The sequence below is a fragment of the Rhizobium sp. rho-13.1 genome, assembly GCF_007000305.1.
GTDB lineage: Bacteria > Pseudomonadota > Alphaproteobacteria > Rhizobiales > Rhizobiaceae > Rhizobium > Rhizobium rhododendri.
The window spans coordinates 131397-149075 of record NZ_SCFL01000005.1 but is presented as its reverse complement, the minus strand read 5'-3'; the positions used below and the strand labels follow the sequence as shown (position 1 = coordinate 149075).

The 17679-nt window shown below is 61.7% G+C and carries 18 protein-coding genes; 13 read left to right on the top strand and 5 right to left on the bottom strand.

Annotation, left to right across the window (positions count from 1 at the left end; genetic code table 11):
* Positions 1-235 precede the first annotated feature (235 nt).
* Both fabG and fabD read right to left on the bottom strand, forming a co-directional pair.
* Positions 236-973 carry a 3-oxoacyl-[acyl-carrier-protein] reductase gene (gene fabG / locus EQW76_RS15590; RefSeq protein WP_142829692.1) on the bottom strand — a complete coding sequence of 246 codons (738 nt, stop codon included), beginning with the start codon at positions 971-973 and terminating at the stop codon, positions 236-238.
* Between the two features lie 47 nt (positions 974-1020).
* Positions 1021-1965, bottom strand: coding sequence for an ACP S-malonyltransferase (gene fabD / locus EQW76_RS15585; protein ID WP_142829694.1), 945 nt, complete (start codon positions 1963-1965; stop codon positions 1021-1023).
* Between the two features lie 185 nt (positions 1966-2150).
* Between fabD and EQW76_RS15580 the strand changes: the two genes are divergently transcribed.
* The 5 genes from EQW76_RS15580 (at position 2151) to rplI (ending at position 6066) form a co-directional block, all read left to right on the top strand.
* Positions 2151-3194 (top strand): aldo/keto reductase, encoded by a 1044-nt coding sequence (locus tag EQW76_RS15580; RefSeq protein WP_142829696.1) that lies wholly within the window; start codon positions 2151-2153, stop codon positions 3192-3194.
* A 421-nt stretch (positions 3195-3615) separates the two neighbouring features.
* Positions 3616-4065 (top strand): 30S ribosomal protein S6, encoded by a 450-nt coding sequence (gene rpsF, locus EQW76_RS15575; protein ID WP_111158624.1) that lies wholly within the window; start codon positions 3616-3618, stop codon positions 4063-4065.
* A 12-nt stretch (positions 4066-4077) separates the two neighbouring features.
* Entirely contained in the window at positions 4078-4329 is a 252-nt protein-coding gene (gene rpsR, locus EQW76_RS15570) for a 30S ribosomal protein S18 (protein WP_111220447.1), read from the top strand.
* Between the two features lie 162 nt (positions 4330-4491).
* Positions 4492-5472 carry a DUF2232 domain-containing protein gene (locus EQW76_RS15565; RefSeq protein ID WP_142829698.1) on the top strand — a complete coding sequence of 327 codons (981 nt, stop codon included), beginning with the start codon at positions 4492-4494 and terminating at the stop codon, positions 5470-5472.
* A gap of 18 nt (positions 5473-5490) precedes the next feature.
* Positions 5491-6066, top strand: coding sequence for a 50S ribosomal protein L9 (rplI, locus tag EQW76_RS15560; protein WP_142829700.1), 576 nt, complete (start codon positions 5491-5493; stop codon positions 6064-6066).
* Positions 6067-6142: 76 nt separating this feature from the next.
* Here the strand turns inward: rplI and EQW76_RS15555 are convergent, their stop codons facing one another.
* From EQW76_RS15555 to EQW76_RS15545, 3 genes are all read right to left on the bottom strand, one after another.
* On the bottom strand, positions 6143-7195 hold the full coding sequence (locus tag EQW76_RS15555) for an HlyD family secretion protein (protein ID WP_142829702.1): 1053 nt from the start codon (positions 7193-7195) through the stop codon (positions 6143-6145).
* 13 nt (positions 7196-7208) lie between these two features.
* Entirely contained in the window at positions 7209-8780 is a 1572-nt protein-coding gene (locus EQW76_RS15550; RefSeq protein ID WP_244615360.1) for an MFS transporter, read from the bottom strand.
* 86 nt (positions 8781-8866) lie between these two features.
* Positions 8867-9319 (bottom strand): MarR family transcriptional regulator, encoded by a 453-nt coding sequence (locus tag EQW76_RS15545; protein WP_111220444.1) that lies wholly within the window; start codon positions 9317-9319, stop codon positions 8867-8869.
* 317 nt (positions 9320-9636) lie between these two features.
* Here EQW76_RS15545 and EQW76_RS15540 point away from each other — a divergent pair, with 317 nt between their 5' ends.
* The 8 genes from EQW76_RS15540 to EQW76_RS15505 all read left to right on the top strand — a co-directional run bounded on the left by EQW76_RS15540 (position 9637) and on the right by EQW76_RS15505 (position 17648).
* Positions 9637-11133 carry a replicative DNA helicase gene (locus tag EQW76_RS15540; RefSeq protein ID WP_111220789.1) on the top strand — a complete coding sequence of 499 codons (1497 nt, stop codon included), beginning with the start codon at positions 9637-9639 and terminating at the stop codon, positions 11131-11133.
* A 105-nt stretch (positions 11134-11238) separates the two neighbouring features.
* Positions 11239-12405 (top strand): alanine racemase, encoded by a 1167-nt coding sequence (gene alr, locus EQW76_RS15535; protein ID WP_142829704.1) that lies wholly within the window; start codon positions 11239-11241, stop codon positions 12403-12405.
* Positions 12406-12453: 48 nt separating this feature from the next.
* A complete protein-coding gene (locus tag EQW76_RS15530) occupies positions 12454-12729 on the top strand; it encodes a type II toxin-antitoxin system ParD family antitoxin (protein WP_224128269.1) in 276 nt (91 codons plus the stop codon).
* Positions 12677-13036, top strand: coding sequence for a type II toxin-antitoxin system RelE/ParE family toxin (locus EQW76_RS15525; protein ID WP_307877638.1), 360 nt, complete (start codon positions 12677-12679; stop codon positions 13034-13036). Before EQW76_RS15530 ends, EQW76_RS15525 begins: the two co-directional genes overlap by 53 nt.
* The gene (gene radA, locus EQW76_RS15520; RefSeq protein WP_142829709.1) at positions 13036-14439 is read left to right on the top strand and encodes a DNA repair protein RadA; all 1404 of its coding nucleotides are present in this window, start codon (positions 13036-13038) and stop codon (positions 14437-14439) included. The genes EQW76_RS15525 and radA overlap by 1 nt, the downstream gene beginning before the upstream one ends.
* A gap of 85 nt (positions 14440-14524) precedes the next feature.
* Complete coding sequence (locus EQW76_RS15515; protein WP_142829711.1) at positions 14525-15166, top strand: CvpA family protein; 642 nt, start codon at positions 14525-14527, stop codon at positions 15164-15166.
* 157 nt (positions 15167-15323) lie between these two features.
* Entirely contained in the window at positions 15324-16820 is a 1497-nt protein-coding gene (purF, locus tag EQW76_RS15510) for an amidophosphoribosyltransferase (RefSeq protein ID WP_142829713.1), read from the top strand.
* A gap of 87 nt (positions 16821-16907) precedes the next feature.
* Positions 16908-17648, top strand: a complete 741-nt coding sequence (locus EQW76_RS15505; protein WP_142829715.1) for an SDR family NAD(P)-dependent oxidoreductase — start codon at positions 16908-16910, stop codon at positions 17646-17648.
* The last annotated feature ends 31 nt before the right edge of the window (positions 17649-17679 follow it).

Here is a 17679-nt window from a genome sequence, read left to right as displayed (position 1 = left end):
GTTTTCAACCTGCAGCACTCAATCGGAGCACCGTTGGCAAACCCGTTCAACCCGGCTTGAGATACCACAAAACCGCGCAATAACGGCATGTAGAATCTGCGTATTCGGGACGACTGTTCACAGTCATGGCCCGATTAACATGCTTTATCTCTGTCGCAAAGCCTGAAAATCAACCCTACGGGCCCGCCCAACAAGCTGTTGGGGACAAATTCTCTCCCCAACCGCAATTTCCATTTCAGATCATGGCCATGCCGCCGTTGACGTGCAGCGTCTGCCCCGTCACGTAGGCTGCTTCGCTGGATGCGAGATAGGCGACGGCCGCAGCGATCTCGGCACCGGTGCCCATGCGCTTCATCGGGATGGCGCCCATGATGCCGTCCTTCTGCTTGTCGTTCAACTTATCGGTCATTGCGCTGGCGATGAAGCCCGGCGAAACGCAGTTGACGGTGACGTTGCGCGTGGCGATTTCCTGGGCCAGCGATTTTGTCATGCCGATCATGCCGGCCTTCGAGGCGCAGTAGTTCGCCTGGCCCGGATTGCCGGTCGTACCGACGATCGACGTGATGTTGATGATGCGGCCGTAGCGGCGGCGCATCATCGGATGCGTGAGTTCGCGAGTCAGTCGAAATGTCGAGGTCAGGTTGATCTCGATGACATTATCCCAGTCTTCGTCGCTCATGCGCACGAACAGGCCGTCCTTTGTAATGCCGGCATTGTTGACGAGAATATCGACGCCTTCGAGTTCTGCCTCTGCCTTGGCGGCGAGCGCCTTGACTTCGTCGCGGTCGGAAAGGTTGGCCGGGAAGATCTTGACGCGATCGCCGAGTTCGGCTGCCAGTGCCTCGAGCTTTTCGACACGAGTCCCGTGCAGGCCGACGATGGCGCCCTGGGCGTGCAGCGTGCGGGCGATTTCCTCGCCGATGCCGCCGGTGGCGCCGGTAATCAGGGCCTTGCGGCCGGTCAGGTCAAACATGTGAGTTTCCTCATTCCTGGATGTTGCGTGCTTGGTAGCGCACTCGGTCAGCCGACGAGGCCGGCAAGCGCTGCTTCGATATCAGCGGGCGAATTGACGGCGATGCCGGTCACAGACTTGTCGATGCGCTTGGCAAGCCCGGTCAGCACCTTGCCGGCACCGACTTCATAGAGCGTCGTCACATCGTTGGCGGCAAACCACTGAACCGTCTCGCGCCAGCGAACCTGGCCTGTGACCTGCTCGACCAAGAGCGCGGCAATCTCGCCGGCATCGGTGACGGGAGCAGCACGGACATTGGCGATGACAGGCACGATAGGATCGGACATCTTGACGTTGGCGAGCGCTTCGCGCATCGCGTCTGCGGCCGGTGCCATCAGGCTGGAATGGAAGGGTGCGGAGACCGGCAGCAGGATCGCCCGCTTGGCGCCCTTTTCGGTCGCCAGTGCCGCCGCCTTCTCGATGGCTGCCTTCTCGCCCGAGATCACGATCTGGCCGCCACCATTGTCATTGGCGATCTGGCAGGCGCCGAGCGCCGATGCTTCCTCGCAGACGGCAACAACGTCCGCCTGCTCGAGCCCGATGATAGCAGCCATCGCGCCGGTGCCGACGGGAACAGCTGCCTGCATGGCGTTGCCGCGGATGCGCAGAAGACGGGCGGTGTCGGCGAGCGTGAAGGTGCCGGCAGCACAGAGCGCCGAGTATTCGCCGAGCGAATGGCCGGCGACATAGCCGACCTTACCCTTGAGATCGAGTCCGCGGGCTTGCAGAACCCGAAAAGCGGCCACCGATACGGCCATCAACGCCGGTTGGGCATTGGCCGTCAGCGTCAGCTTGTCTTCGGGGCCGTTGAATATCGTCTCGGAAAGTGCCTCGCCGAGGGCATCATCGACCTCGGCAAAGACCGCGCGGGCTTCGGGAAACTGCTCGGCCAGATCCTTGCCCATGCCGACGGCCTGGCTTCCCTGACCCGGGAATGTGAAAGCAACAGTCATTGTTTGGCGTCCTTGTTTGGCTTCCCAATCGGCATTCTTGTCCCCGGAGTCAAGAGCGCAGGCCTGATGGCACCGGGCTTTTGCGGATGCTAAGGCCCACGAATTTTTCTTGCACTTGCGAGAATTAGACCTAAATTCCCGCCGTCCTCCCGGACATGCATTCCCGCCAGATCCAAGGTTTTCCCATGAAATATCAGAATTTAGGCCGCACAGGCATTTCGATTTCGCAAATCTGCCTTGGCACCATGACCTGGGGCACGCAGAACAGCGAAGCCGAGGCCCGCGAGCAGATGGATTTCGCCGTCGAGAAGGGCATCAACTTCTTCGATACCGCCGAAATGTACCCCGTTACGCCCCTGTCGGCCGAGACGCAGGGCCGCACCGAAGAGCATATCGGCACCTGGTTCGAAAAAACCGGCAAGCGCACGGATATCGTACTCGCCACCAAGGTTGCCGGCAACGGACGTTCCTATCTGCGCGGAGGCCAGGGCGCCGACGCCGCCAATATCCGCCTTGCGCTCGAGGCCAGCCTGAAGCGCCTGAAAACCGACTATATAGACCTCTACCAGATCCACTGGCCGAACCGCGGCCATTTCCACTTCCGCCAGAGCTGGAACTACAATCCCTTCACCCAGGACCGCGCCGCTGTCATCGCCAACATCGAGGACATCCTCCAGACGCTCGGCGAATGCGTCAAGGAAGGCAAGATCCGCGCAATCGGTCTTTCCAACGAGACGAGCTGGGGTACGCAGAAATATCTGACGCTGGCCGAACAGAAGGGCCTGCCGCGCGTCGCCAGCATCCAGAACGAGTACAGCCTCCTCTACCGCCATTTCGATCTCGACCTTGCCGAACTGTCGCATCACGAGGATGTCGGGCTGCTGGCCTACTCGCCGCTGGCCGCCGGGCTCCTCACCGGCAAATATGTCGGCGGGGCCAAGCCAGAGGGCTCCCGCGCGGCCATCAACGGCGATCTCGGCGGCCGCCTGCAGCCGCTGCAGGAGCCGGCCGTCAAGGCCTATCTCGAAATCGCCCGCAAGCACGGCCTCGACCCGTCGGCGATGGCCATCGCATTCTGCCTTACCCGCCCGTTCATGGCAGCAGCGATCATCGGGGCGACCACGATGGAGCAACTGAAGATTAATATCAGCGCCGCAGACCTGACGCTGTCGCCCGAGGTGTTGGCCGAGATAGCCAAGGTTCATCGCCAATACCCGATGCCGATCTGAGGATTTCTCTTCTCCCCGCCGGGGAGAAGATGCCCGCCAGGGCAGATGAGGGGGACGCGCGGCATACCGTGTACCGCGTGAGGAGCCCCCCTCATCCGACCCCTTCGGGGCCACCTTCTCCCCGGCGGGGAGAAGGAGACGCAGCCACTTCACCATATTCCTTTGCCGCCCTCCCTTGCCTTTCGCCGAGAATCCCGTATAAGCCGCCGTGTTCGCAAACCCGGTCATCTGGCTGGTGGCTGAACGGAGGGCCGGTTTCCTTGGAAATCGTTCGGAACGGAAGCGTTCCAGCCTCCCGTGTCTCCGCTCTCGACCGTCTCGGATTAACGCTTTCTTGCTGGGGTCACCCCTTACAGGAGCAGTCGTTGAGGCTTAGCCGCCGATACCGGGTTTCACAAACGCAAGAAAGGCAAAGCTCATCATGGCTCTTTACGAACATGTATTCCTTGCCCGACAGGACGTTTCCGCGCAGCAGGTTGATGCCCTCGTAGAACAGTACAAGGGTGTCATCGAAGCTAACGGTGGCAAAGTCGGGCGTATCGAGAACTGGGGCCTCAAGTCCCTGACTTATCGCATCAACAAGAACCGCAAGGCTCACTACGCCCTGATGGACATCGACGCTCCTCCTGCCGCCGTGCAGGAAATGGAACGCCAGATGCGCATCTCGGAAGACGTCCTGCGCTACATGACGATTGCCGTCGAAAAGCACGAGGAAGGCCCATCTGCCATGATGCAGAAGCGCGACCGTGACGACCGTCCGCGTCGTGATGGCGACCGTCCGGATCGTGGTGGTTTCGGCGACCGTGGTCCTCGCCCGGATCGTGGTGATCGCGAAGACCGTCCGCGCCGTCCGCGCGAAGACCGCGTTTAAGGAGATCTGAATATGTCTGAAGCTTCCTCCTCTTCGCAGGTCCGTCGTCCGTTTCATCGTCGTCGCAAGACCTGCCCGTTCTCCGGCGCCAACGCACCGCGGATCGACTACAAGGACGTTCGCCTTCTGCAGCGCTACATTTCCGAGCGCGGCAAGATCGTTCCTTCGCGTATCACGGCCGTTTCCCAGAAGAAGCAGCGCGAACTGGCCCAGGCCATCAAGCGCGCCCGTTTCCTCGGCCTGCTGCCTTACGTCGTCGCTTAATCGCGTCCGACATCTCCGATCAGAGGGAAGGCAGCGATGCCTTCCCTTCTTCCTTCCACGGTGGGCGTGGATCGAAACCGTTTGAAACCCATGTTGGGGCTGCGCTTCTGAGACTTGTCATCAGGGCGAACCTCTAACTGCTTAAACAAGCAGGACAGCGACTTGAAGACCTTGAATCCCAGACTGCTTTTGATCGGCGTGCTCGCCGGCATTACCGCGACCCTGCTTGTGCTGGCCGCGAATGCGCAGCCGTCATTCAGTGCTGTCCTATACGCTGCGTCTGCCCTCCCAATTCTGATTGCCGGCCTCGGCTGGGGCAATATTGCCGCCATCGTCTCGATCCTTACCGCCTTCGTGCTCGGCGCGGTCGCCATATCGCCATCGTTTGCCTTCGTCATGGCGCTGGTGACGCTGGTTCCGGCCGGCTGGATCAGCCATCTGGCGAACCTTGCCCGCCCGGCCGACGAAATCGGCGGACCGGACCACCTGATGGCCTGGTATCCCCTCTCCGACATGCTGGTGCAGCTCTGCGGACTGGTAACGATCGGCGTCATCGCCGTCGGCGTGATGATCGGCTACGGACCTGAGCTCACCGACAAGATGGTCGATGCGCTGATGACGGCGCTTTCGGCACAGGAGCCGTCTTTCCAGCCGGACCCGGATGCCACCGCCCAGACAAAATCGCTGATCGTCCTGATGCTGCCGGCCCTGCAGGCGGCAATCTGGGTCATCATGCTGTTTGCCGCCTACTACATTGCAACCCGGATCGTCACCGCCTCAGGCCGCAATTTCCGGCCGCGGGAGGATGTGCCTTCGGCGCTCAGGATGAACCGCAATGCGATCTTCATCTTTCTAGCCGGCCTTGTTGCCTGCTTTGCCGGCGGAATTCCTGCCATGGTCGGCGCAACCGTGTTCGGAGCCTTCGGCGCCGGCTTCGTGCTCGCCGGTTTCTCGACGCTCCACTTCAAGACACGCGGCAAGGACTGGCAACTGCCGGTCCTGGTCCTCTGCTACCTGGCCGCTACCATGGTGCTGCCAATCTTCTTCATCCTCGTTCTCGGCCTGTCCGATACCCGCAAGGCGATCGCACTGACCCCGAACAAGGATGCGAATGCCTCGAACAAACCCGATCCAAAAACCTGACATTGAAAGGATACCACGATGCAAGTCATTCTTCTCGAACGCGTTCCCAAGCTCGGCCAGATGGGCGAGACCGTAAAAGTCCGCGACGGCTTTGCCCGTAATTACCTGCTGCCACTCGGCAAGGCTCTTCGCGCCAACGCCGCCAACAAGACCCGTTTCGAAGCTGAACGCGCTACGCTCGAAGCCCGTAACCTGGAGCGCAAGAGCGAAGCCCAGAAGGTTGCCGACGTTCTCGAAGGCAAGTCCTTCAACGTCGTCCGCTCGGCTGGCGAAACCGGCCAGCTGTACGGCTCGGTCGCTGCTCGCGACGTCGTCGACATCCTCGCTGCAGAAGGCTTCAACATCGGCCGCAGCCAGGTTGAGCTGAACACCCCGATCAAGACCATCGGCCTGCACAGCGTTACGCTGGCCCTGCACGGCGAAGTCGAAATCGCAATCGAGCTGAATGTTGCCCGTTCCGCCGAAGAAGCCGAACGCCAGAAGCAGGGTGAAACCCTGACTTCGGCCGACGCCATCTACGGCATCGACGAAGACGCCCTGCGTCCGGAAGACTTCTTCGATCCGGATGCCGACGGCAACCGCGACGACGAATAGTCACAACTTTCGCTTCACGGCGGCGTTTGAGCCCGGATCTCGCGATCCGGGCTTTTTGCGTTTTGTGGCCTCAGGCCTACTTCGCCTCCGGCTTCGAAGCCTTGTCTATGGAGACGACGACGGAGAGGCCGGGGGCTAGATTGGCGGCTTCCGGCTGGCCGGGGTCTATCGTCACGCGGACGCCGACGCGCTGGGCTACCTTGGTGAAATTGCCGGTGGCGTTGTCGGGCTTGATCACTGCGAACTCGGAACCGGCAGCCGGCGAGAAACTCTGGATGTGGCCATTCAGCCGGCGGTGACCGAAGGCGTCGACGGAGATCGCTACGGGCTGGCCGACCTGCATGCCGTCGAGCTGCGTTTCCTTGAAATTGGCGATGACCCAGGTGTCTTCGGGCACGAGCGCCAGCAATTGCGTGCCGGCCGTGACATATTGGCCCAACCGGACGCCAATTTCACCGAGCCTGCCCGACCTCGGGGCAATGATGGTGGCATTCTGCAGGTCGATGGACGCCTGCTGCATCGCCGCCTCGGCGCCGGCAACGCCTGCTTCGAGCGAGGCGCGGTTGACGATGATCGTCGTCAGGTTCTGCCGCGAGACCTCGACGGCTGCCAGCGCCTGGTTGACGGCAGCCTTTGCCTGCTCGAGCGTCGCTTGCGCAGTCTCGGCATCGCTGGTGGTCGATACGCCTTTCTGGACGAGCGTCTCAATGCGTTCCCAGGCCAGTTGAGCCCGCGTCAGCCCGGCCTGCACGCTATCGACAGCCGCCTGGCTCGAGGCAATCTCGGCGCGGGCCACCAGCTCCTGCTGGCGGGAATTGGCAAGACCCGCCTTCTGGCCGTCGCGGTTGGCACGCGCCTGGGCGAGTTTCTGCTGGTATATGCGGTCGTCGATCTTGGCCAGTACCTCGCCCTGCTTGACGCTCTCGTAGTCCTTGACGCGAACGTCCGTGACGTAGCCGCTGACTTGCGGGCTGATGACCGTGACGTAGCCCTTGACGTAAGCGTCGTCTGTCGTCTCCACAGATGTCCTGAAGGGTGGCAGATGCCAGGCATAGAGCACCAGCATTATACCGCCGATGCCGGCGAGGACGGCAACCACTTCGATGGGAGATCGGACAAGCCTGGACATGGTGCAGCGTTCCTCAGGTCGCGGATGCGGTGGCCGGCGCATCGGCCGGTTTGGTGCGGATGACGGCCATCAGCCGATTTGCAATCAATACGACAAATGCCAAGGCTGCGATCACCCCGGCCACGAAGAAGGCATCGCCGAAGGCAAGGCTGTAGGCCTCGCGCGTGACCTGTGCGCCAAGCAGCGTCAGCCCCTCGCCGTTCAACAGGCGCGAATCGGTAATCACCTTGCCATAGGAGGCCGAAAGCTGCGCTGCCCGCTGGGCGACGATCGGATCGGTGAGCAGGACGTGCTCGACCAGGACGCTGGAGTGGAATTTTTCGCGGATGGTGATGAGGGTGCCATAGAAGGCCGTCCCCATCAACGAGCCAATGCTCTGAGTAAACAGGAAAATCACAAAGAAGGTCACCAGGTAAAACGGTCCCTTGGAAAGCGCGGCGCGGAAACCGGGCGACAGTGCCGGCGGCAGGAACAGCGTGATTCCGGCCGACATCAGCGCCTGGCTCAGATACATCTGCTCGGGGCGCGTCAGGCTTGTCACCTGGCTGTCCATGAAGGCGGCTGCGATCATCATCGGCAGCGCGATCATCTGGATCTGCCAAGTGTAGCCGACATTCATCAGGGCTGCGCAGGTCAGCCCGCCGACGAGCGAAAACACCAGGATGATGGTGTAGAGCATCTGCAGCTGATCGTAGAGCAGGCCGATATTCTGGTAGTAGATCAGCAGGATCGAGTTCTGCTCGGCAGCGATCATGCGGAAGACGAGCAGCACGATGGTCAGGCGCACGTTCGGCCACGTCAGAAGCCAGCGGATATCGATGAGCGGCGTCGTTCGGTCGAGATCGATCACCACCGCCACCGTCAGCGTCGCGATGCTGACTGCGAGGACAACGCCGAGCCATGGCACCTCCAGCCACCAGTAAAGCCGGCCGACGGACAGAACGACGGCGAGACAGCCAAAACCGATGGCGACCAGGAGATAGACGACGATATCGCCGAAGTTGATGATCTTGACCCGCGGCGGGGCAGTCAGCGGCAGGAGATAGATGATCGGCATCACCAAAAGGGCCAGGCCCATTTCCAGCGTGTAGAGACCCCGCCACTCACCGAAATCGAGGAGTGTGGGCGACACCAGCCGCGTGATCGGTGCTGCCAGCGTCGTATTCATCATCGCCAGGCTGAGCCCGACGGTCAGTTTCTTGGCCGGTGGGAAGGCCTCGAGCATGTAGAGGAAGCCCAGCGTCGACAATGGCGCTGCAGCAATGCCGCTGAGAAAACGAACGATGACTGCCGATTGGAGATCCGAGACGAACAGATTGAGCAGCGAGGCGACGACGAAGCCGATGATGCTGATCTCGGCGAAATTGCGCACGCCGTACTGCATGCGGATCTTGACCAGAAAGATCGCCAGGCTGACATTCGGCGCCATGTAGGCAGCCGACAGCCAGGCGGATTCCGTTGTCGTCGCGGCAATGGTGCCCTGGATCTGGGTAAGGTTGGCAAGCGCGAGGTTCATCCCCAGCCCCTGCGTCAGAAAGAACATCACCGAGGACAGCATGTAGCCGAGTGCCTTCCATCCCGGCATCGCCGGTGGATCAGCCATTGCAGGCGCCGGTGCCGGGGTGCCGGCAGCGCCCCCTGCAGCCTCTCCGTCGGTGGCGTCAACGGCGCTCAAGCTACCTCGTCTTTGCCGATGTTCGGCAGATTTGCCGCCATAGTGCGGATCACCTTGAGCGCGGTCGCCCGATCTGCGTCGGATATGCCCTCGAGGATATCGGCGCGGACCCGCGCTGCCAGCGCGTCGATCTCGATTGCGATGACCTTTCCGGCCTCGGTGGTATGAATCTGCTTGGCGCGGCGGTCGGTCTCGACGGCGCGACGCTCGATAAACTTCTGGCCTTCCATCGCGTCGAGAATGCGCACCAGCGTCGGCGTTTCGAGCTCCAGAAGCTCGGCCAATTCACGCTGGTTGATGCCGTCCTTCTTGGCCAGCGCAAAAAACACGCGGGCACGGGCAAGCGTCATGCCGCGCTTGCGAACAAGAGCATCGAAGCCCGCCCGCAACTTTCTGTTGAAAGCCGAAAGCTCATCGAAGAATTCACGGCTCGTCGCTTTGTCGGGCATGTTTCACGCTTTTCTTGCTCTGAAGGCTGTCAGATTACCGGCTTCTATCATCTTTTCAAGCGACGGCTGTCTCGCGTTCAGAGACAGGCAACACTCAAACAGTCTAATTTGCCTTCCGGCACGGGTGAGTCGGGCCCTCCATGCGGAGCAAGCGGCAAATGCAAAGATTGCACGCTTTTTTGTGGCCCTGTGGACAACGGGCATAGGGCGGACGAATCACCCATGCCGGGTGCATTATCGGCCGAACGGCCTTGACGCCCAGGGCCGCAGGGTCGAACACCACCGCGAAGTGAAGGTAGGAGATCGAGATGGATGTGATGAACGACGCAGGTCGCAAGAGCGCAGCACTTGCTCCCGCCGAACAGCATTACCGTGAAGCCCCGAACAACATCGAGGCGGAGCAGGCGCTGCTGGGCGCAATTCTCGTCAACAACGACGCCTATTACCGCGTTTCGGACTTCCTGAAGCCCGTGCATCTCTATGAGCCGCTTCATCGAAGGATTTTCGAGGTTGCCGGCGACATCATCCGCATGGGCAAGATCGCCAACCCGGTGACCATCAAGACCTTCCTGAAGGCCGACGAGAAAGTCGGCGACATGACGGTGGCGCAGTATCTGGCGCGCCTTGCTGCCGAGGCCGTGTCGATCATCAATGCCGAAGACTACGGTCGAGCCATCTACGACCTCGCCCTGCGTCGGGCGCTGATCACAATCGGCGAGGACGTGGTCAACATCGCCTATGACGCACCGCTGGACATGCCGCCGCAAAGCCAGATCGAGGACACCGAGCGCCGGCTGTTCGAACTCGCTGAAAACGGTCGCTACGACGGCGGCTTCCAGGCCTTCAACGATGCCGTCGCCATGGCAATCGACATGGCTGCCGTCGCCAAGGAGCGCGATGGCGGGCTTTCGGGCATCTCTACCGGTATCCATTCGCTCGACAGCAAGATGGGCGGACTGCAGCGCTCGGACTTGATCGTGCTGGCCGGACGCCCCGGCATGGGCAAGACGTCGCTCGCCACCAACATCGCCTATAACATCGCCGCCGCTTACGAGGGCGAAGTGCAGGCAGACGGCTCGACCAAGGCGAAGAACGGCGGCGTCGTAGGCTTCTATTCGCTGGAAATGTCGTCCGAACAGCTGGCGACCCGCATCATCTCGGAGCAGACGGAAGTGTCCTCGTCAAAAATCCGACGCGGCGATATCAACGATGCCGATTTCGAAAAGCTCGTCGCCTGCTCGATGATGATGCAGAAGGTGCCTCTTTTCATCGACCAGACCGGTGGTATCTCGATTGCCCAGCTCGCCGCCCGCGCCCGCCGCCTGAAGCGCCAGCGGGGCCTCGACGTGCTCGTCATCGACTATATCCAGCTGATGACCGGCTCGGGCAAATCGGGTGAGAACCGTGTGCAAGAAGTCACCCAGATCACCACCGGCCTGAAGGCGCTGGGCAAGGAACTGAATGTGCCGATCATTGCCCTGTCGCAGCTGTCGCGTCAGGTGGAAAATCGCGACGACAAGCGGCCGCAGCTTTCGGACTTGCGCGAATCGGGCTCGATCGAGCAGGACGCCGACGTCGTGCTGTTCGTCTACCGCGAGGAATACTACGTCAAGAACCAGGAGCCTCGCGATCCGGCCGACCCCAAGTACAACGAATGGGAACAGCTGTTCGAGAAGGTCAAGGGTACCGCCGACGTTATCATCTCGAAGCAGCGCCATGGACCGACCGGCACCGTAAAGCTCGCCTTCCAGGCCGAGTTCACGCGCTTCGCAGATCTCGCGGATTCGTCGTTCACGCCGTATGAAGAGCATTGATCCCAGGCTATCAGGGATTGGCAGCCGGGGCTGTCTTCATTTCAACCTGAATCGGCTCTATCATGGCCGGAGACACTACTCTCCGGCCAATTCTATTGAGGTTTCATGACCGACCTTTCCGAAGACTTCGACGACGAACTCGATGCCTTTGACGCCGCCGGCCTGCGGCTGACGGTCGATCTGGGGGCATTGGTCACCAACTGGCAGGACATGGCCCGGCGATCCGGCCGCGCCCGTACCGCCGCTGTCGTCAAGGCAGATGCCTATGGCCTCGGTATCGAGGAGGTCGGCGAAACCCTTTACATCGCCGGAGCCCGCGACTTTTTCGTCGCCACCGTCGAGGAAGGCGTGACGCTGCGGCTCTATGCGCCCGATGCCCGCATTTTCGTGCTTGCGGGTATCTGGCCGGGCATGCAGCGGCTGTTTTTTGAAAACGATCTGGTTCCAATCATATCGTCCGAGGAGCAACTAGCTTTCTGGATGGCCGTTGTGGCCGACTATGGCGAATATCCTTGCGCATTGCAGGTCGATACCGGCTTCAACCGGCTGGGCCTTACAGTCCCGGAGGCAATGGCGCTCGCCGACGACGTGTCCCGTCCCGCCAGCTTTTCGCCAGTACTGGTGGTCAGCCACCTTGCCTGCGGCGACGATCCGGCCTCGCCGATGAACCGGCAGCAGCTCGATTCATTCCGGCAAGTCAGCCGCGCCTTCGAAGGCATCGAATCGAGCCTGTCCGCCTCGGCCGGCATTTTTCTCGGCCCGGAATATCATTTCGACCTGACCCGCCCCGGTATCGCGCTCTATGGCGGCGAGGCTGTGCCGGGTGTGGCCAACCCCATGCGCCCGGTCGCCACTGCAGAAGCCCGGGTCCTGCAGGTGCGTCAAGTGAAGGCCGGCGAAGCCGTCAGCTATGGCCGCGCCATGCAACTGACCCGCGACAGCACATTGGTGGTGGTATGCGCCGGCTATGCGGACGGGTACATGCGCAGCCAGTCGAGCGGCGGCGTGCCGTTGCGCCAGACAGGGATCGCCGCCGGCCACGGCTTCATCGCCGGCTATCGCGTGCCCGTCGCCGGCCGCATCACCATGGACCTGACGATCTTCGACATCACCGACCTGCCGGACGGTCTCGTTCGGGCCGGCGACTATGTGGAACTGTTCGGCAGCAATATCCTTGTCGACGATGCCGCCCGTGCCGCCGGCACGATCGGCTACGAAATGCTCACCAGCATGGGCCTCCGCCACAAGCGGCGGTACCTGGTCGAGGAGTAGCATTCCAAGGGAGGCTGCGGTATAAAAGCAGAACATTGGGAGATGGCTATGGCGACCATTCGACTGGGCTCGAGAGAGCAGGCCTTCGTTGACGAGCAGGTAGAGACGGGCGCCTATCAGGATGCAGACGCTGTATTGCGCGAAGCGCTCGCGCTCCTGCGCAAACGTGACGAGAAAGTTGCGAGATTGCGGGGACTGATCCAGGAGGGCATCGATGACATCGAAAATGGCCGCGTTTACGAGTACGACACGGCTGAAGAACTTCTGAAAGATATCCAGCAAATGGCCGCGTCCCAGCAGTCCAAGCCGGAGACTGACCATTAAGCGACGCCGGCTTATCTGGTCCGGAACCGCCCGGGCCGATCTCATGGGCCAGTATCTCTATATCGCGGAGAGCAACTCTCCCGCAGCAAACAAATTCATTCTCGACATTGAGCGGAAGGCGCAGTCATTTGCGAGGCTTGGCCTGACCGGTGTTGGCCGCGACCATCTCAGACCCGGCCTCCGCAGCTTTTCCTATCGACAGAGAGTGTTTTACTTCGTTGTCAGTGATATTGCGCTCCGGGTGGTGCGCGTGATCCATGCACACGAGGACACCGCACCAGAAGATTTTACCGAAAGCATTCCCTGATGGCCAAGGCCAGAACTCAATTCATCTGCCAGAACTGCGGCACCATCCACAATCGCTGGGCCGGAAAATGCGAATCCTGTGGTGCGTGGAACACCATCGTCGAGGAAGACCCGATGGGCGGCATCGGTTCGGGTCCGGGCCGCGTGCCGAAGAAGGGCAGAGCGGTGACGCTGGTGGCACTGTCCGGCGAAATCGAGGAAGCACCGCGGATTTATACCGGCATTTCCGAACTCGACCGGGCGACGGGCGGCGGCTTTGTGCGTGGCTCGGCAGTGCTGGTCGGCGGAGATCCGGGCATCGGCAAGTCGACGCTGCTGATGCAGGCGGCAGCCGCGCTTGCCAGACGAGGCCACAAGATCGTCTACGTCTCGGGCGAAGAGGCGGTTGCCCAGATCCGGCTGCGGGCACAGCGGCTGAAGGCAGCCGATACAGACGTGATGCTGGCGGCCGAGACGAATGTCGAGGATATCCTGGCGACGCTCGCCGATGGCAAGCGACCGGATCTGGTCATCATCGATTCCATCCAGACCCTGTGGAGCGAGCTTGCCGAATCGGCGCCCGGCACCGTCACCCAAGTGCGCACCGGCGTGCAGGCGATGATCCGCTTTGCCAAGCAGACAGGTTCCGCCATGGTGCTGGTCGGCCATGTCACCAAGGATGGCCAGATCGCCGGGCCGCGGGTCGTCGAGCACATGGTCGATGCGGTGCTCTACTTCGAGGGCGACCGTGGCCATCACTACCGTATCCTGCGCACCGTCAAGAACCGCTTCGGCCCGACGGACGAGATCGGCGTTTTCGAGATGTCGGATATCGGGCTTCGTGAAGTCGCCAATCCGTCAGAGCTTTTTCTGGGTGAGCGCAACTCCAAATCGCCAGGTGCTGCCGTCTTTGCCGGCATGGAGGGAACGCGGCCGATCCTCGTCGAGGTACAGGCGCTGGTGGCGCCGACGTCGCTCGGAACAGCACGGCGCGCGGTCGTCGGCTGGGATTCGTCGCGGCTATCGATGATCCTTGCGGTGCTCGAGGCCCACTGCGGCGTGCGGCTTGGCAGCCACGATGTCTACCTGAACATCGCCGGCGGCTACCGGATTTCGGAGCCGGCGGCCGACCTTGCGGTGGCCTCTGCACTGGTTTCATCCCTTGCCGGTATTGCCCTTCCCGCCGATTGCGTCTATTTCGGCGAAGTCAGTCTTTCTGGCGCCGTGCGGCCCGTGGGCCATACGGCACAACGCCTGAAGGAAGCCGAGAAGCTGGGCTTTGCGCAAGCGCTCCTACCATCCGGCTCGGCTGAACTGCCGAAAGGCAGCGGCGGCCGCTGGAACGAGATCGACAGCCTGACCGACATGGTGGTCAGGGTCGCCGGATCGAAGGGCGCACTGCGGCCGACGGAAGACGAGGACTGAACCTTTTCGCTCTGGCGACGAGGCAAGACGCATTCAGGCAGACGATAGCCATGGCGCCCATGGCAAGTCTTGGAGTAAAGTATAGATGCCCATTACGATTTTCGACGGTATTGTTATCGGCGTCGTGCTGTTTTCCGCCGTTCTCGCCATGGTACGCGGCTTCTCCCGCGAAATTCTGTCGATCGTCAGCTGGGGCGGCTCGGCCGTTGCGGCCTACTATCTTTACCCGAAGCTGGTGCCATACGCCAAGCACTACACAGATGACGATCGTATCGCCATCGTTGGCTCGGCCGCAGTCGTCTTCCTCATCGCGCTGATCATCATCTCGTTCATCACTATGAAGATCGCCGATTTCATCATCGACAGCCGCATTGGCGCGCTCGACCGCACGCTCGGTTTCCTTTTCGGCGCCGCCCGTGGCGTGCTGCTGCTGGTCGTCGCCGTTGCCTTCTGGAACTGGCTCGTCGACGAGCCGCACCGCCCCGATTGGGTCAACAATGCCAAGTCCAAGCCTTTCCTCGATTCGATGGTGGTCAAGCTGGAGGCTGCATTGCCGGAGAAATTCGCGCAGATGATCCGGACCAACGTTATCGACAAGATCCAGCCGGAAAAGCAGCAGTTGAACGATGACGCGGCCGCACCGAGCGATGCAGCCCCATCGGACGACGCACCGGCTTCGCCAGCGGCACCGACGACGACACCTGCCGCTCCGGCGACGAACAATTGACGCTGCGTCACCAGGCTTGACCCGTTTGGCTGGCATCGCCATCTGATCGGCACCGACGACCCTATCCGGCCAGGCATATCGCCCGGCCGGATTTTCAGTTATTTTGGATCCCAGCCCCAGCGCTGCCCGAACCCCGTGAGAGCAAAGGCCTTCAGCCATGACCCTGTCACCATCCCCTGAAATCGATAACGACATCGACGGCGACACACTGCACGAAGAGTGCGGCGTGTTCGGCATCCTCGGACACTCGGACGCTGCGACCCTGACGGCGCTCGGCCTGCACGCCCTGCAGCACCGCGGCCAGGAAGCAGCCGGCATGGTCGTCTTCGATGGTCAGCGCTTTCATTCGGAGCGCCGCATGGGTCTGGTCGGGGACCACTATACGGATCCGGCAACCCTAGCCCGCCTGCCCGGCGACCGCGCCATCGGCCATGTCCGCTACTCGACCACGGGTGAGACGATCCTTCGCAACGTCCAGCCGCTGTTTGCCGAACTGGAAGTCGGCGGCATCGCTATTGCCCATAACGGCAACTTCACCAACGGTCTGACAATGCGCCGCATGCTGATTGCCGACGGCGCCATCTGCCAGTCGACGTCCGACACCGAAGTCGTGCTGCACTTGATCGCTCGTTCCAAGCATGCTTCCTCTTCCGACCGCTTCATCGATGCTATCCGCCAGATGGAAGGCGGCTACTCGATGCTGGCGATGACCCGTACCAAACTCATTGCCGCCCGCGATCCGATCGGCATCCGGCCGCTGGTGATGGGCGAACTCGATGGCAAGCCGATCTTCTGTTCGGAGACCTGCGCGCTCGACATCATCGGCGCGAAATATATCCGCGACGTCGAGAACGGCGAAGTCATCATCTGCGAGATCCAGAGCGACGGCTCTATCACCATCGATTCGCGCAAGGCCGATCAGCCCGAGCCCGAGCCCGAGCGGCTGTGCCTGTTCGAATATGTCTACTTCGCGCGCCCGGACTCTGTCGTCGGCGGCCGCAACGTCTACGTCGCCCGTCGCAACATGGGTATCAATCTGGCCAACGAAGCGCCGGTCGAGGCCGACCTCGTCGTTCCCGTGCCGGATGGCGGCACGCCGGCGGCAATCGGCTACGCGCAGGCGAGCGGCATACCGTTCGAGCTCGGGATCATCCGCAACCACTATGTCGGCCGGACCTTTATCGAGCCGACCCAGTCGATCCGCGCCTTCGGCGTCAAGCTGAAGCACTCCGCCAACCGTGCCATCCTCGAAGGCAAGCGCGTCGTGCTCGTCGACGATTCCATCGTCCGTGGCACGACATCTGTGAAGATCGTCCAGATGATCCGCGAGGCCGGCGCCAGCGAGGTGCACATTCGCGTTGCCAGCCCAATGATCTATTTCCCGGATTTCTATGGCATCGATACGCCTGACGCCGACAAGCTGCTGGCCAACCAGTATGAGAACCTCGAAGCCATGTGTGCCTTCATTGGCGCCGACAGCCTCGCCTTCCTGTCCATCGATGGCCTCTACCGGGCTGTCGGCGGTGAGCCGCGCGATCCCGTTGCACCCCAGTTCACCGACCACTATTTCACCGGCGACTATCCGACCCGGTTGCTCGATCGGGAAAGCATCAACAATGTCCGCAAGCTATCGGTGCTTGCCGGCAACGGCTGAGGCCGAGAGCCGCGCTTGATGGACTGACCGATAGTCTGTTATGGGGCATATTATCGCCCCATAAAATTGCGAACGGAACTCGGTATCATGAGCGTCAACCTGCAGGACAAGATTGCCCTGGTCACCGGCGCCTCGCGCGGCATCGGATATTTCACCGCTCTGGAGCTGGCAAAGGCCGGCGCGCATGTGATCGCCTGCGCCCGCACCGTCGGCGGACTGGAAGAACTGGACGACGCGATCAAGGCTGTCGGTGGACGTTCAACGCTGGTGCCCTTCGACCTTGCCGACATGGATGCCATCGACCGGCTCGGCGGCTCGATCTTCGAGCGCTGGGGCAAGCTCGATATCCTCGTTGCCAATGCCGGTGTGCTCGGGACAATTTCGCCGATCGGCCATGTCGAGGCGAAGGTCTTCGAGAAGGTCATGACGATCAACGTCACCGCGACGTGGCGGCTGATCCGCTCCGTCGAACCGCTGCTGGTGCGCTCAGACGCCGGTCGCGCCGTCATCCTGTCGTCTTCCGCAGCCCATAAATGCCGGCCCTTCTGGGGCCCCTACTCCGCCTCCAAGGCGGCCGTCGAAGCCCTGGCCCGCACATGGGCCGGGGAAACACAAGGCACACCGCTGCGCATCACCAGCCTCGACCCGGGCGCCACCCGCACTGCCATGCGGGCACTGGCGATGCCCGGAGAAGACCCCGAGACCGTGCAGCATCCCCGCGATGTAGCCGAGGTCATCATGGGGCTGGTCGGCCCCGATGTAACGGAGACGGGCAAGCTGTTCGTGGTGCGGGAGAACAGGCTGGTGGATTACCGGTTGCCGGAATAGGTGGCCGCGAGCGGGGTTGCATGCTAACATT

Bases quoted from the DNA above. Each gene is read 5' to 3' on its own strand.
- fabG (WP_142829692.1), bottom strand. From the start codon at position 973: ATGTTTGACCTGACCGGCCGCAAGGCCCTGATTACCGGCGCCACCGGC.
- fabD (WP_142829694.1), bottom strand. From the start codon at position 1,965: ATGACTGTTGCTTTCACATTCCCGGGTCAGGGAAGCCAGGCCGTCGGC.
- EQW76_RS15580 (WP_142829696.1), top strand. From the start codon at position 2,151: ATGAAATATCAGAATTTAGGCCGCACAGGCATTTCGATTTCGCAAATC.
- rpsF (WP_111158624.1), top strand. From the start codon at position 3,616: ATGGCTCTTTACGAACATGTATTCCTTGCCCGACAGGACGTTTCCGCG.
- rpsR (WP_111220447.1), top strand. From the start codon at position 4,078: ATGTCTGAAGCTTCCTCCTCTTCGCAGGTCCGTCGTCCGTTTCATCGT.
- rplI (WP_142829700.1), top strand. From the start codon at position 5,491: ATGCAAGTCATTCTTCTCGAACGCGTTCCCAAGCTCGGCCAGATGGGC.
- EQW76_RS15555 (WP_142829702.1), bottom strand. From the start codon at position 7,195: ATGTCCAGGCTTGTCCGATCTCCCATCGAAGTGGTTGCCGTCCTCGCC.
- EQW76_RS15550 (WP_244615360.1), bottom strand. From the start codon at position 8,780: ATGCCGGGATGGAAGGCACTCGGCTACATGCTGTCCTCGGTGATGTTC.
- EQW76_RS15545 (WP_111220444.1), bottom strand. From the start codon at position 9,319: ATGCCCGACAAAGCGACGAGCCGTGAATTCTTCGATGAGCTTTCGGCT.
- EQW76_RS15540 (WP_111220789.1), top strand. From the start codon at position 9,637: ATGAACGACGCAGGTCGCAAGAGCGCAGCACTTGCTCCCGCCGAACAG.
- alr (WP_142829704.1), top strand. From the start codon at position 11,239: ATGACCGACCTTTCCGAAGACTTCGACGACGAACTCGATGCCTTTGAC.
- EQW76_RS15530 (WP_224128269.1), top strand. From the start codon at position 12,454: ATGGCGACCATTCGACTGGGCTCGAGAGAGCAGGCCTTCGTTGACGAG.
- radA (WP_142829709.1), top strand. From the start codon at position 13,036: ATGGCCAAGGCCAGAACTCAATTCATCTGCCAGAACTGCGGCACCATC.
- EQW76_RS15515 (WP_142829711.1), top strand. From the start codon at position 14,525: ATGCCCATTACGATTTTCGACGGTATTGTTATCGGCGTCGTGCTGTTT.
- purF (WP_142829713.1), top strand. From the start codon at position 15,324: ATGACCCTGTCACCATCCCCTGAAATCGATAACGACATCGACGGCGAC.
- EQW76_RS15505 (WP_142829715.1), top strand. From the start codon at position 16,908: ATGAGCGTCAACCTGCAGGACAAGATTGCCCTGGTCACCGGCGCCTCG.